The 14604-nt window shown below is 71.5% G+C and carries 11 protein-coding genes; 8 read left to right on the top strand and 3 right to left on the bottom strand.

Going from position 1 to position 14604, the window contains the following annotated elements; genetic code table 11:
• Positions 1–62: 62 nt before the first annotated feature.
• The 8 genes from lysA to ACVN90_RS05940 all read left to right on the top strand — a co-directional run bounded on the left by lysA (position 63) and on the right by ACVN90_RS05940 (position 11947).
• Positions 63–1511 carry a diaminopimelate decarboxylase gene (gene lysA / locus ACVN90_RS05905; RefSeq protein ID WP_475101222.1) on the top strand — a complete coding sequence of 483 codons (1449 nt, stop codon included), beginning with the start codon at positions 63–65 and terminating at the stop codon, positions 1509–1511.
• Positions 1508–2821 carry a homoserine dehydrogenase gene (locus ACVN90_RS05910; RefSeq protein WP_475101223.1) on the top strand — a complete coding sequence of 438 codons (1314 nt, stop codon included), beginning with the start codon at positions 1508–1510 and terminating at the stop codon, positions 2819–2821. The genes lysA and ACVN90_RS05910 overlap by 4 nt, the downstream gene beginning before the upstream one ends.
• Before the next feature lie 24 nt (positions 2822–2845).
• Complete coding sequence (thrC, locus tag ACVN90_RS05915) at positions 2846–3934, top strand: threonine synthase (RefSeq protein ID WP_475101224.1); 1089 nt, start codon at positions 2846–2848, stop codon at positions 3932–3934.
• A complete protein-coding gene (gene thrB, locus ACVN90_RS05920; RefSeq protein WP_475101225.1) occupies positions 3931–4878 on the top strand; it encodes a homoserine kinase in 948 nt (315 codons plus the stop codon). The genes thrC and thrB overlap by 4 nt, the downstream gene beginning before the upstream one ends.
• A gap of 203 nt (positions 4879–5081) precedes the next feature.
• Positions 5082–7313 (top strand): transcription termination factor Rho, encoded by a 2232-nt coding sequence (rho, locus tag ACVN90_RS05925; RefSeq protein ID WP_475101226.1) that lies wholly within the window; start codon positions 5082–5084, stop codon positions 7311–7313.
• A 6-nt stretch (positions 7314–7319) separates the two neighbouring features.
• Complete coding sequence (prfA, locus tag ACVN90_RS05930; RefSeq protein ID WP_475101227.1) at positions 7320–8402, top strand: peptide chain release factor 1; 1083 nt, start codon at positions 7320–7322, stop codon at positions 8400–8402.
• Positions 8403–8625: 223 nt separating this feature from the next.
• Positions 8626–9024: a hypothetical protein gene (locus tag ACVN90_RS05935; RefSeq protein ID WP_475101228.1), complete on the top strand. Its 399-nt coding sequence runs from the start codon at positions 8626–8628 to the stop codon at positions 9022–9024.
• Positions 9025–9097: 73 nt separating this feature from the next.
• Positions 9098–11947: an ATP-binding protein gene (locus ACVN90_RS05940; RefSeq protein WP_475101229.1), complete on the top strand. Its 2850-nt coding sequence runs from the start codon at positions 9098–9100 to the stop codon at positions 11945–11947.
• Between the two features lie 80 nt (positions 11948–12027).
• Here ACVN90_RS05940 and epsC read toward each other — a convergent pair whose 3' ends face one another.
• The 3 genes from epsC to cysK (ACVN90_RS05955) form a co-directional block, all read right to left on the bottom strand.
• Entirely contained in the window at positions 12028–12612 is a 585-nt protein-coding gene (gene epsC, locus ACVN90_RS05945; protein WP_475101230.1) for a serine O-acetyltransferase EpsC, read from the bottom strand.
• A complete protein-coding gene (gene cysK, locus ACVN90_RS05950; RefSeq protein ID WP_475101231.1) occupies positions 12609–13562 on the bottom strand; it encodes a cysteine synthase A in 954 nt (317 codons plus the stop codon). Before cysK (ACVN90_RS05950) ends, epsC begins: the two co-directional genes overlap by 4 nt.
• 84 nt (positions 13563–13646) lie before the next feature.
• Positions 13647–14585, bottom strand: a complete 939-nt coding sequence (cysK, locus tag ACVN90_RS05955) for a cysteine synthase A (protein ID WP_475101232.1) — start codon at positions 14583–14585, stop codon at positions 13647–13649.
• Positions 14586–14604: the final 19 nt, after the last annotated feature.

The raw sequence follows: 14604 nt of genomic DNA on the forward strand, positions 1-14604 counted from the left end.
TGGCAGAGCCGCCCCCGGACTCCCGGACGGCCAGCGTCGAAGCTCCCACCGATTGGTCCACCGTGTCCGCCGACCCGCATACCCGTTCCGTCGCTCCGGCGTGGCTGGAACGCCCCGCCGACGCGAACGGGCTCGCGCCAGCCGTGTGGCCGACGGCAGCGACACGCGATGCCGACGGCGTGCTCGAGCTCGGCGGCATCCCCGCCACCGCCCTGCGCGAGCGGTTCGGAACACCGCTCCATGTCGTCGACGAGGATGACGTGCGCCAGACCGCCCGCCGCACCCTCGACGCCTTCCGCGCGGCCGCCGCGCTGCACGGCGTGCAGGCCCGCGTCTACTACGCCGGCAAGGCGTTCCTCAGCACCGAGGTCGTGCGCTGGGTCACCGAAGAGGGACTCGCGGTCGACGTGTGCAGCGGCGGCGAACTCGCCGTCGCCCTCGCGGCGGGTGCCGATCCGGCGCGACTGGGCTTCCACGGCAACAACAAGTCGGTGGCCGAGCTCGAGCGGGCCGTCGAAGTCGGCATCGGCTCGATCGTCATCGACAGCCTCATCGAGATCGAGCGTCTCGGGGCGATCGTGGAACGCCGCGGCGCGTCCCAGGCCGTGCTGCTGCGGGTCAACAGCGGCGTGCACGCCGAGACCCACGACTTCCTCGCGACGGCTCACGAAGACCAGAAGTTCGGCTTCACGCTGACGGATGCCCCTACCGCCGTCGCCCGCATCCGCGAGCTTCCCGGCCTCGAGTTCGTGGGCCTGCACTGCCACATCGGCTCGCAGATCTTCGGCACGGCCGGGTTCGAGGAGTCCGCCTCCCGCCTGGTGGAGCTCCACGCCGAGCTCCGCGAGGGCGGCGAGCTGCCCGTGCTGAACCTCGGCGGCGGCTTCGGCATCGCCTACACGTCCGTCGACGATCCGACGCCGATCGAGGCGCTCGCCCTCGGCATCGCCGAGGCCGTGGCGCGGCAGTGCGAGGTGCGCGGCATCCCGGTTCCGAATCTCGCGTTCGAGCCCGGTCGCGCGATCGTCGGCCGCGCCGGCGTGACGCTGTACGAGGTGGGCACGACCAAGCCGGTCGCGCTGGAGAGCGGCGACACGCGCCTGTACGTGAGCGTCGACGGCGGCATGAGCGACAACGCCCGCCCCGCGCTGTACGGCGCGCAGTTCTCGGCCCGCATCGCGTCACGCACGAGCGACGCCGAGCCGGCGCTTTCGCGCGTCGTGGGCAAGCACTGCGAGTCCGGCGACATCGTCGTCGACGCCGAGTACCTGCCGGGCGACGTCTCACCGGGTGACCTGCTCGCGGTCCCCGCGACCGGCGCGTACTGCTTCTCGCTCTCGAACAACTACAACTACGTCCCCCGCCCGCCCGTCGTGGCGCTGCGCGGGGGAGAGGCACGCGTCATCGTGCGCGGCGAGACGATCGACGATCTGCTCGCCCGCGACGCCGGCCTCAGCACCGTGCACCGCGGACGCGAGCTCGCCGGCGCACCGACGGAAGGGAACGCATGACCGACTACCGCCGCCTCCGCGTCGCACTGCTGGGAGCCGGAGCCGTCGGCTCGCAGGTCGCCTCGCTGCTGCGTCAGCACGCCGACGAGCTCGCCGACCGGGCGGGCGCGCGACTGGAGCTGGTGGGCATCGCGGTCCGCGACGTCGACGCCAAGCGCGACGTCGACCTGCCGCGCGAGCTCTTCACCACCGATGCGGACTCGCTCATCGTCGGCTCCGATATCGTCATCGAGCTCATGGGCGGCATCGAGCCGGCGCGCGAGTACCTGCTGCACGCGATCAACTCGGGCGCCGACGTCGTGACCGCCAACAAGGCGCTTCTCGCGACGCACGGCCCCGAGATCTTCGACGCCGCCGACCAGGTGGGCGCCGAGGTCTACTACGAGGCTGCCGCCGCCGGCGCGATCCCGATCATCCGTCCGCTGCGCGACTCGCTCGCCGGCGACCGCGTGCAGCGGATCATGGGCATCGTCAACGGCACGACGAACTACATCCTCGACCGCATGGACACCGAGGGGGCGGACTTCGCCGACGTGCTCGCCGATGCGCAGCGCCTCGGCTACGCGGAGGCCGACCCGACCGCCGACGTCGAGGGCTACGACGCCGCACAGAAGGCGGCGATCCTCGCCTCGCTCGCGTTCCACACCACGGTGCCGCTGGACGCCGTCCACCGCGAGGGCATCACCTCGATCGACAAATCGATGATGGATGCTGCGCGCCACGCCGGGTACGTCATCAAGCTGCTCGCCGTCTGCGAGCGCCTGACCGAGGCATCCGGTGAATCCATCTCGGTACGCGTCTACCCGGCGCTCATCGACCGCGCGCACCCGCTCGCGAGCGTGCACGGCGCCAACAACGCGGTGTTCGTGCAGGCCGAGGCGGCCGGCAACCTGATGTTCTACGGCGCGGGCGCCGGTGGCGTGCAGACCGCATCCGCGGTGCTCGGCGACGTCGTGTCGGCGGCGCGCCGCCACATCGCCGGCGGCGTCGGTGTCGGCGAGTCGACGCTCGCGAACCTGCCGATCGTCCCGGTCGGACGCGTGACGACCAGCTACCAGATCACGCTCGAGGTCGACGACCAGCCGGGCGTGCTGGCGACGGTCGCCGGAATCCTGAGTGAGGGACGCGTGTCGATCGCGACCCTCGAGCAGACGGTCGTGGGATCGGGCGACGGCGAGAGCGGTGTGGCACGGCTGGTGATCGGCACGCACAAGGCTTTGGAGCAGGACCTGAGCGAGACGGTCGACCGCCTCGCCGCGAGCGGCGTCGTCGAGCGCGTCGTCTCGGTGCTGCGCGTCGAAGGCAATTGAAGACTTTTCTGAAGGAGAACTGACATGGCACACGTTTGGCGCGGAGTCCTCCGCGAGTACGCAGATCGTCTGGGCGTCACGGATGCCTCGACCGTGGTCACCCTCGGCGAGGGCGGCACGCCGCTCCTGCCCGCCCCGGCGCTGTCGCGCCGCACCGGCACCGACGTGTGGGTGAAGTTCGAGGGCATGAACCCGACGGGCTCGTTCAAGGACCGCGGCATGACCGTCGCCGTGTCGCGCGCGATCGAACACGGCGCGAAGGCCGTCATCTGCGCCTCGACCGGCAACACGTCCGCCTCGGCGGCCGCGTACGCCGCGCACGCGGGCATCACCGCGGCGGTGCTGGTTCCCGAGGGCAAGATCGCGATGGGCAAGCTCAGCCAGGCCGTCGCGCACAACGGCCGCCTCATCCAGATCCGCGGCAACTTCGACGACTGCCTCGAGATCGCGCGGGAGCTCGCCGACAACTACCCGGTTCACCTCGTCAACTCGGTCAACCCCGACCGCATCGACGGCCAGAAGACCGCCGCGTACGAGGTCGTCGAGCAGCTCGGCGACGCCCCCGACTTCCACTTCATCCCGGTCGGCAACGCCGGCAACTACACGGCCTACACCCGCGGCTACCGCGAAGAGGCCGAAGCCGGCGTCTCGACCCGCGTGCCCCGCATGTTCGGCTTCCAGGCCGAGGGCTCCGCGCCGCTCGTGCGCGGCGAGGTCGTGAAGCACCCCGAGACGGTCGCCAGCGCCATCCGCATCGGCAACCCGGCTTCGTGGGACCTCGCTCTGGAGGCCCGCGCGGCGACGGAGGGGTACTTCGGCGCCATCGACGACGACCGCATCCTCGCGGCGCAGAAGCTCCTCGCGGGCGAGGTCGGCATCTTCGTCGAGCCGGCGTCGGCGATCAGCGTCGCGGGCCTGCTCGACCGCGTCGAGGCGGGCGTCGTGCCCCAGGGCGCCCGGGTCGTGCTCACGGTCACCGGCCACGGCCTCAAGGACCCGCACTGGGCGCTGCGCAACGCCGACGGCTCGGAGGTCGAGCCCACCGTGGTCGACGCCACGACGTCGGAGGTGGCATCCGTCCTGGAGCTCGCCCCCGCGGCGGCGACCGCGTGAACGCAGCCGTCGCCCCGGCGCCCGGCCGCCGTGTGGTCGTGCGGGTGCCCGCGACGAGCGCCAATCTCGGACCCGGGTTCGACACCCTCGGCCTCGCGCTGAGCGTGTACGACGAGCTCGACGTCACGGCGCTGCCCGAGGGCGAGCTCGAGATCGAGGTCGAAGGTGCCGGCGCGGCCGATGTGCCCCGCGATGCCTCGCACCTCGTGGTGCGGGCGATCGCCTACGCGTACGAATCGGTCGGGCGACGGATGCCGGGACTGCGCCTCGTCGCCAAGAACGTGATCCCGCACGGGCGCGGCCTCGGCTCGTCCGGCGCAGCGGTCGTGTCGGGCCTCCTGGCCGCGAAGGGCCTGCTCGAAGGTGACGTGGAGTTCGGGCCCGACGCGCTGCTCGGCCTCGCGACCGAGCTCGAGGGCCACCCCGACAACGTCGCACCGGCCCTGTTCGGCGGCCTCACCATCGCGTGGGTCGACGAGGACGGTCCGCAGCACAAGAAGCTGCTCGTGCACCGCGGTGTCTCGCCGCTCGTGTTCGTCCCCGGCTTCACCATGTCGACCAAGCTCGCCCGCAGCCTCCAGCCGCTGCACGTGCCCCGCGAGGACGCGGTCTTCAACGTCTCGCGCTCCGCACTGCTGATCGCGGCGCTCACGCAGAGCCCCGAGCTGCTGCAGGCGGCCACGGAGGACAAGCTTCACCAGAACTACCGCGCGAGCGCCATGCCCGAGACCGACAGTCTCGTCCGGGCCCTCCGCGCGGCGGGCTTCGCGGCCGTCGTGTCGGGGGCGGGACCGAGCGTGCTCGTTCTCGCCGACGGCCCGGGACGACGCCTCGAAGCGGCCGCTCTCGCCGCGGCGGCGACCGACACCCCGTGGGAGTCGCTCATGCTCGCCGTCGACTTCAAGGGTGGTACAGTGAGGGAGTACGCGGAGGGTTCCACGTAAGACGTGAATCTGGCCTCCGTCGCAAATCTGCGAAACCACCGCACGGCATTCTGACCTGCCGACGTCCGCTGAGCACCCTCGCGGTCCCTCACCCCGTCGGCGGGAGCTTCGACAGGCGTGACAACTGTTCGAAGCAGGCAGACGCCACCCGGCAGCGCCGTGCGATCGTGCACAATCGTTCCGTTTTTCACAAGGGAGAACTCGTGGAGTCCATCTCCGAGATCCACGCCGACGTTCCGGCCGACGAGCGCGCGGAAGCGCCCGAGGCCGGCGAGAATGTCGACAGCATCGAGGCCCAGGCCGAGGCCGTGGCTGAGGAAGCCGTGATCGAGGCCGTCGTGGCCGAGGAAGTCGCCGAAGGGGCCGTCGAGGTCGCGGAGGCGGCCGACGCCGTGGCCGAGGAGGCCGTCGTCGAGGCACTCGCCGCGGAAGCGGTCGCCGAGGAGGCTGTCGCCGAGGCGATCATCGCCGAAGCGTCCGGTGACGCTGCCGCCGCCGAGGCCGCTGAGGAAGTCGCCGAGGAGGCCGTGGCCGAGGCGATCATCGCCGACGCCGTCGCCGAGGAGGCCGTCGTTGAGGCCGCGGTCGCGGACGCGGTCGCCGAGGAGGCGGTGGCCGAGGCGGTCGTCGCCGAAGTCGTAGCCGAGGAGGTCGTCGCCGAGGTCGTCGTGGCCGAGGCCGCTGCCGAGGCGCCCGTCGAGGCTCCGGCCGCGCCGGCCAAGGCCCCGCGCAAGCGCGCGCCGCGTCGTGCCAAGAGCACCGACGTTGCTCCGGCCGAGCCCGCCGCCGAAGCACCCGCCGAGACACCGGCGGAGGCATCCGCCGGGGCCGCGCCCGCGGAGGCACCCGCCGAGGTCGCACCCGCTGAGTCAGGCGAGCAGGCCGCGGACGAGGCATCCGTCCCCGCCGAAGCGCCTGCCGCCGACGCCGAATCGCCCGCCGAGGGCGAGGGCGCCGAGCAGGCCGCCGAGGCCGAGGGCGGCGAGACGCCGTCGCGCAGCCGGAGCCGCAGCCGCAGCCGCAGCCGCAACCGCAACGCGCAGAACCAGAACGCGCAGGGCGGCCAGAACGCGCAGGGGCAGAACGCTCAGGGTGGTCAGGCTCAGAGCCAGCCCGTCGCCGAGCCCGCGAAAGCCGACGCGCAGGACGAGGAGCAGCCGGCTCAGGGCAACGGCCGCGGTCGTCAGCGCAACAAGCGACGCAGCGGCCAGGCGACCGGCGACGAGTTCGAGACCGAGATCGGCGAGGACGACGTCCTCATCCCGATCGCGGGCATCCTGGACGTGCTCGACAACTACGCGTTCGTCCGCACCTCCGGCTACCTGCCCGGCCCGAGCGACGTCTACGTCTCGCTCGGTCAGGTCAAGAAGTACAACCTGCGCAAGGGCGACGCGGTCGTCGGCTCGATCAAGCAGCCGCGCGAGGGCGAGCAGTCCAGCCGCCAGAAGTACAACGCGCTGGTCAAGGTCGACGCGATCAACGGCCTGTCGGTCGACGACGCCGCCGCGCGCGTCGAGTTCGGCAAGCTCACGCCGCTGTACCCGCAGGAGCGCCTGCGCCTCGAGACCGCGCCCGAGAAGCTGACGCAGCGCATCATCGACCTCGTCGCGCCGATCGGCAAGGGCCAGCGCGGCCTGATCGTCGCGCCCCCGAAGGCCGGCAAGACGATCGTGCTGCAGCAGATCGCGAACGCCATCGCGATCAACAACCCCGAGGTGCACCTCATGGTCGTGCTCGTCGACGAGCGCCCCGAAGAGGTCACCGACATGCAGCGCACGGTGAAGGGCGAGGTCATCGCCTCGACCTTCGACCGTCCCGCCGAGGACCACACCACGGTCGCAGAGCTCGCCATCGAGCGCGCGAAGCGCCTCGTGGAGCTCGGTCGCGACGTCGTCGTGCTGCTCGACTCGATCACGCGCCTCGGTCGCGCCTACAACATCTCGGCGCCGACCTCGGGCCGCGTGCTCACCGGTGGCGTCGACGCGTCGGCGCTGTACCCGCCCAAGCGCTTCTTCGGCGCCGCCCGCAACATCGAGAACGGCGGATCGCTCACGATCCTCGCGACCGCTCTCGTCGAGACCGGCTCCAAGATGGACGACGTCATCTTCGAGGAGTTCAAGGGCACCGGCAACAGCGAACTGCGCCTGAACCGCCAGCTCGCCGACAAGCGCATCTTCCCGGCCGTCGACGTCAACGCGTCGTCCACGCGCCGCGAAGAGATGCTGCTCTCGCCCGACGAGGTCAAGATCACCTGGAAGCTGCGCCGCGCACTCGCCGGCCTCGAGCCCCAGCAGGCCCTCGAGGTCGTGCTCGGCAAGCTCAAGGAGACGCAGTCGAACGTCGAGTTCCTGGTGCAGATGCAGAAGTCGATCCCGGCGCCCGCGAACGGGCACGGCGGTGGCCGCAGCCACGATCACGACAACAGCATCCGCTGATCCTTGATGTTCGAGTCAGTCAAAGGGCTGATCGACGAGCACCGCGCGGTCCAGGAGGAACTCTCGGACCCCGCGGTGCACGCCGACGCGGCGCGCGCCAAGCGGGTGAACCGGCGCTACGCCGAGCTGTCGCGCATCGTGAAGGCCCACGAGGACTGGGTGGCGGCATCCGATGATCTGGATGCCGCCCGTGAGCTCGCCCGCGAGGATGACGCGTTCGCCGAGGAGGTGCCGGCTCTCGAAGCCGGGCTCGCCGAGGCGCAGGAGAAGCTTCGGCGTCTGCTGATTCCGCGCGACCCCGACGACGCGCGCGACGTGATCATGGAGATCAAGCAGGGCGAGGGCGGTGCCGAGTCGGCGCTGTTCGCGGCGGACCTCCTGCGCATGTACCTGCAGTACGCCGCGTCGAAGGGCTGGAAGACCGAGCTTCTCGAGCGCAACGAGTCCGACCTCGGCGGGTACAAGGACGTCCAGGTCGCGATCAAGGGCACCTCGAGCGACCCCGCGCAGGGCGTGTGGGCGCACCTCAAGTACGAGGGCGGCGTGCATCGCGTGCAGCGCGTGCCGGCGACCGAGTCGCAGGGGCGCATCCACACCTCGACGACCGGAGTGCTGGTGTTCCCCGAGGTCGACGAGCCCGAAGAGATCCACATCGACCCGAACGACCTGAAGATCGACGTCTTCCGCTCGTCGGGTCCCGGCGGGCAGTCGGTGAACACGACGGACTCCGCGGTGCGCATCACGCACGTGCCGACCGGCATCGTGGTGTCGATGCAGAACGAGAAGTCGCAGCTGCAGAACCGCGAGGCCGGCATGCGCGTGCTCCGGGCACGCCTCCTCGCCAAGCAGCAGGAAGAGCTCGAGGCCGCGGCATCCGATGCCCGCAAGTCGCAGATCCGCGGCATGGACCGTTCCGAGCGCATCCGGACCTACAACTTCCCCGAGAACCGCATCGCCGACCACCGCACCGGCTACAAGGCCTACAACCTCGACCAGGTGATGGACGGCGCGCTCGGCCCGATCGTGGAATCGGCGATCACCGCCGACGAAGAGGCGCGGCTGGCGGCCCTGGGCTCCGACGACGCCTGATCGCGCCCGCTGAGACCGAGGATTCGCGCCGAGATCTGGGACGCAGCCCTCGGTCTCGGCGCGAATCCCCGGTCTCGGCATCCGTGGGGGTCGGCGGACTCCCCGCTTGTCGAGCGTCCTGTCCTCGCGCGCGACGACTGCCCCGGTGCTCAACTCAACAGAGTGGGACCGAGGGAGGGTGGCATTGCGCGGACGACGGATGCTGCGCCGCTAGGCTTCGAGCGTGCTCACGCTGCTCATCCGCGCCCTCATCTTCCTGGTGTCGGCGGCGCTCGGACTCATCGTCGCCGACCTCGTCCTGCCGGGCTTCACCTTGCACTGGAACGACTGGTGGGGGATCGTGCTCGCGGTCGTGATCTTCGCGGTGCTGCAGAGCGTTCTGGCGCCGTGGCTGTTCAAGATCACCCGGCGGCACGCCAATGCGCTCATCGGCGGCATCGGACTGCTGTCGACGTTCGTCGCCCTGCTCATCGCGGTGCTCATCCCGGCGGCGGGCATCGGCATCGACGGCCCGGTGGCGTGGATCATCGGGACGCTCATCGTGTGGCTGGTCACCGCGCTCGCGACGTGGCTGCTGCCGCCGCTGTTCATCAAGAGCAAGGTGCAGGACCGCCGCGGCTGACGCCCGAAGATAGGGATTCCTCCCGATCCGCGGCGACCGCCTCAGCCGCGACGCTGGTGGGATGATGGGCGGTATGCAGATCGGCCGGGTGCCCCTCGTCGGCCGCCAGGCGGACCTCGACGCGCTGCGCGACGAGGTCGCGGCCGTCGGCTCCGAAGGCCGCGCCGTCGTCGTGTCGGGCGACGCGGGGATGGGCAAGACGCGCTTGCTCCGCGACTTCACCGACGGGCTCGATGGTGTCGTGGTGGTGCGCGGCGGATGCGTCGATTCCGGCTCTGGACCGGCACCGCTCACCGCCGTGACCGATCTGCTGCGCGACCTCGTCGACGCACTCGGCGTGCCGACGGTGCGCGAGGCCGCAGGACCCGGAGCCGACGCGCTCGGCGTGCTCGTGCCCGCCCTCGCCGACACCCCCGGAGACGCCGAGCGCCTCGCCGATGTCGTGGTCGAGCTGTTCTCGCAGCTGTCACGGACGTATCGGCTGGTCGTGATCATCGAGGACCTGCACTGGGCCGACAGCACGACGTGCGAGATCGCCGCGCGGCTCGTGCGAAGGGCGGCCGCGCTTCCGCTGTTCGTGCTCCTGTCGTACCGCACCGACGACGTCGGCCGTGCCCACCCGCTGCGACCGGTGCTCGCCGAGCTCGACCGGGCCCGGCTGATGACCCACCGCCCGCTCGCGCGCCTCAGCCCCGCTGAGGCCGGCGCACTCGCCACCGCGGTCCACGGCGACGCGCTGGCACCCGGCGTTCTGAACGACATCGCCGCGCGCAGCGAGGGCATCCCGTTCTACGTCGAGGAGCTCGCCAGCTTCTCCGGCGCCCGTCTGCCGGTGTCGCTGCGCGACGTGCTCCTGCTGAGATACGAGCGGTTGGATGCTGCCGCCCGCCGCTTCGCCCGCGTGCTGGCGACCGGCGGCGTCGAGGTGGCGCACCCGGTGCTGCGCGAGGTCTTCGAGGGCGACGAGGCGGCCCTCGAAGAGGCGGTGCGCAGCGCAGTGGACGCGCAGATCGTCGTGATCCGCGGCGACGCGTACGCGTTCCGCCACGCGCTCATGCAGGAGGCGGTGTACGCCGAGCTGCTTCCGACCGAGCGCACACGCCTCCACACGGCGTACGCGGTGGCGCTCGAGCAGTCGCCGCCGACGGCCCGCGTGCTCGCCGACATCGCCCATCACTGGCGCGCCGCGCACGTGCCCGATCGTGCGCTCGCGGCCGCCGTGGCGGCGCAGCGCGCCGCGAGCGTCGCGTCGGCCTGGTCGACGGCGGCGGAGGCGGGGGAGCGTGCGCTCGAACTCTGGGACTCGGTGGTCGATCCCGAGGTTGTCTGCGGGATGCCGCGTGCCGAGGTGCTGCGCCGGACTTCCGCGGCGCTCGTGTCGGCCAACCGGAACGATCGCGCGCTCGCCTTCGCGCGGGAAGCGGTCGCGCTGTGGCCGGAGGACGACGTCGTAGGTCGTGCCGAGATGTTCGGCGATCTCGCCACGATCCAGTTCCAGGCGGGCGTCTCCGACGGCGTCGAGAGCATCGAGCAGGCCCTGGCGATCCTCGGCGACGATCCGCGCCACGACGTTCAGCGGGCCGGGCTGCTGCTCAGCTCGGCGCGCGTGCACATGCTCAACGGGAGACAGAGTCGCGGCGACGAGGTCGCCGCGCAGGCGCGCACGACGGCGGCCGCGGCGGCCGCCGCCGGCGACCCGGTCGCGACCGAGCTCGTCGCGCAGGCCCTGCTCATCTCGGCGACCTGCCGCGCCAGCGTCGGGGACGTCGGCGGCGTCGCCCTGTTCGAGGAGGCGCGCGCACACTCGGGCGGTTTCGTCCGGGCGATGATGCGGTACTACATCAACTACTCGAACACGCTGATGCAGGTCGGCCGGTACGACGAGGCGGTGGCGGTCGCTCAGGAGGGGCTGGAGTACGGGCGTGCGCACGTCGCCGACATCGGGCCGCTGGTCATGATCGAGGCCAACGTGATCGAGGCGCACATCTACGCCGGCCGGTTGCGTGAGGCCGAGGAGCTGGGGGGACTGCTGCCGCTGGTCGAGCCGGGGCTGTACTCCGCATTCCTTCGCGAGCGGCTGGTGTGTCTTGCGATCTGGCGAGGGCGCATCGACGGCGCCGAGACGGCCCTCGAGGCGGCGCGTCTCGAACTCGACAGGTTCGGCGCCTACGAGTACCAGACGCGCTACGGCATGGCTTACGACCTGGGCGAGCTCGCCCTGGCGCGGGGCGATGCACACGGCGCCCTCGCGCACACGCGGCTGGCATGGGAGTCGACCGCCGGCGGCGTGCTCGCGCTGCCCCTGACGGCGGTCGCCGCCCGGGCCGCCGTGATGCTGCGCGAACGCGGGGAGGACGCCGACATCGAGCCCTACCGGCAGGTGCTGGCGACCTTCGAGGACTGGCCGGTCACGCCGCTGTGGGCCGCGGTCTTCGCCGCCGAACTCGGCGAAGGCGCGTGGGCCGCCGCGCTCGATGCCTCAGGTCCCGCCTTCATCCGCGCGTACGCGCGGCTGCGGCACGGCGAGGCACTCCTGGGGGCCGGCGACCGGGCGGAGGCGAAGGAGGCGCTCGCCGCCGCCGCCGCGTACGCAGAAGAGCTGGGCGCCGATGGCCTCGCCGCGCGCGCTCACGACGTGCTGACGCAGGCCGGACTCGCCGGCGACGCGCCGCGCTCGGTGCTGACCGCGCGCGAAGAGCAGGTGCTCGTCCTCGTGGCCGAAGGCCTCAGCAACGGGGCAGATCGCCGAGCGCCTGTACATCAGCGTGAAGACCGTGTCGGTGCACGTGTCGGCGATCCTGCGCAAGCTCGATGCGCCGTCGCGCACCGCCGCGGCCGCGATCTACCGTCGCAGCGCGGCGTGATGCGGCATCCGCCTCTCAGACGTCGCAGGATCGCGCCGTCTTCGCAGGATTCGCGCTGATGGGCGCGATCTCGGCGCGGATCTGCTAAGTCTGTGAGCGGGCCGCGGGCCGGGGGGCGGCAGCATCCGTCCCGCGAAGGTCAGATGTAGTACTCGGGCGTCGTCAGCAGGGCGCGGGTGTCGTCGCCGATGCGGCGGGCCCGAGGCTTGGCGGGCACCCCGACCAGCACGCTGTCGGCGGGGGCGTCCTTCGTGACGACCGCGTTCGCGCCGACGACCGATCCCGCGCCGATCGTGATCGGGCCGAGAATCTTGGCGCCGGCACCGACGGCGACGCCGTCCTCGATCGTGGGGTGGCGCTTGCCGCCCTCGCGCTGGCGGCCGCCGAGCGTGACGCCGTGGTAGAGCATGACATCGTCGCCGACCTCGGCGGTCTCGCCGACCACGACGCCCATGCCGTGGTCGATGAAGAAGCGACGGCCGATCGTCGCCCCCGGGTGGATCTCGATGCCGGTGAGCCAGCGGGTGACCTGAGACCCGGCGCGGGCGACGAAGCGGAAGTCCCGCGTCCACAGGGCGTGCCACACGCGGTGCGCCCAGATGGCGTGCAGGCCGGGGTAGAGCACGGCGATCTCGAGACCGCCGCGGGCGGCGGGGTCGCGCAGCTTCGCCGCCGCCACGTCTTCGCGGGCCCGGGCGAAGAATCCGATGCGTTCGTCGGTCATTTGGTCTGGGCCTCCGGCTCGCGCAGGTGCTCGTACAGAGCGGTCGACAGGTAGCGCTCGCCGGAGTCGGGCACGATCACGACGATGCGCTGCCCTTCCGCCTCGGGGCGCGCGGCGATCTGGAGCGCCGCCCATACGGCGGCGCCGGCCGACATGCCGGCGAGGATGCCTTCGCGGGTGGCGAGCTCGCGCGCGACCGCGATGGCGTCGTCGAACTCGACGTCGAAGATCTCGTCGACGACCGTGCGGTCGAGCACCTCGGGGACGAAGTTCGGTCCGATGCCCTGGATGCGGTGGCCGCCGGCGCGGCCCTCGGTGAGGACGGGGGAGTCCTTCGGCTCGACGAGGACGATCTTGACGTGAGGGTTCCGCTCCTTGAGCACCTGGCCGACGCCCGTGATCGTGCCTCCGGTGCCCGAGCCGGCGACGAACCAGTCGACGCGCCCCTCGGTGTCGCGCCAGATCTCCTCGGCGGTGGTCTTGCGGTGGATCGCGGCGTTCGCCTCGTGCTCGAACTGGCGCGCGAGGATCGCGCCGGGCGTCTCGGCGACGATGCGCTGGGCGGTCTCGACCGCCTCCGTCATGCCCTTGTAAGGGTCGGTGAGCACGAGCTCGGCGCCGAACGCCTTCAGCAGCGTGCGCCGCTCCTTCGACATCGAGGCGGGCATCGTCAGGATGACGCGATAACCGCGTGCGGCGCCGATCAGCGCGAGCGAGATTCCGGTGTTCCCGCTCGTGGACTCGACGATCGTGCCGCCCGGCACCAGCTCGCCGGCCGCCTCGGCCGCCTCGACGAGCGCATAGCCCAGGCGGTCCTTGACCGACGAACCCGGGTTGTAGAACTCGAGCTTCGCGAGCACCTCCGCCCCGAGGCCCTCGGTGAGCGCGTTGAGGCGCACGAGCGGCGTCTCGCCGAAGGCGGTGGTGATGTCGGAATGGATGCCGGGCACGTGGTGCTCCCTCGGATCAGGCGGCGCGGAAAGACGACGACGGCGCGCCGGCACCCGAACGGGCCGGCGCGCCGTCGTGACGACTCAATCTTCGCGCAGATCCTCGAAGAGCGCGGTCGAGAGGTAGCGCTCGCCGGTGTCGGGGGTGACCACGACGATCTTCTTGCCGGCGTTCTCAGGGCGCGCGGCGATCTGGAGGGCGGCCCACACGGCGGCGCCGCTCGAGATGCCGACGAGGATGCCCTCCTTGGCGGCGAGGTCACGCGAGGTCGAGATGGCGTCCTCGAACTCGACAGTGACGACCTCGTCGAACACGTTCGTGTCGAGGATCGGCGGCACGAAGTTCGGGCCGATGCCCTGGATCTTCGCCGGACCGGGGGTGCCGGTCGACAGCAGCGGCGAGGCGGTCGGCTCGACGGCGACGACCTTGACCTCGGGCTTGCGCTCCTTGAGCACCTGACCGACACCGGTGATGGTGCCGCCCGTGCCGATGCCGGCGACGAAGATGTCGACCTCGCCGTCGGTGTCGCGCCAGATCTCCTCGGCGGTGGTCTTGCGGTGGATCTGGCGGTTCGCCTCGTTCTCGAACTGCTTCGCGAGGACGGCACCGGGCGTCTCGGCGACGATGCGCTCCGCCTCGGCGACGGCGAGCTTCATGCCGCCGGCGGGGTCGGTGAGAACGAGCTCCGCACCGAAGCGCTTGAGCAGCTGACGGCGCTCGACCGACATCGACGACGGCATGGTCAGGATGACCTTGTAGCCGCGCGCCGCGCCGACGAGGGCGAGCGCGATGCCGGTGTTGCCGCTCGTGCCCTCGACGATCGTGCCGCCCGGCTTCAGCGCACCCGACGCCTCGGCGGCGTCGACGATCGCGATGCCCAGTCGGTCCTTGACCGACGAGCCGGGGTTGTAGTACTCGAGCTTGGCGAGGACCTCGGCTCCGGAGCCGTTCGTCACGCGGTTGAGGCGGACAAGCGGGGTGTTGCCGAAAGCAGCGGTGATGTCGGAGTGGATGCCGGGCATGTCGGGCCTTTCGCGGGGT

Source organism: Microbacterium sp. F01, from assembly GCF_056156365.1.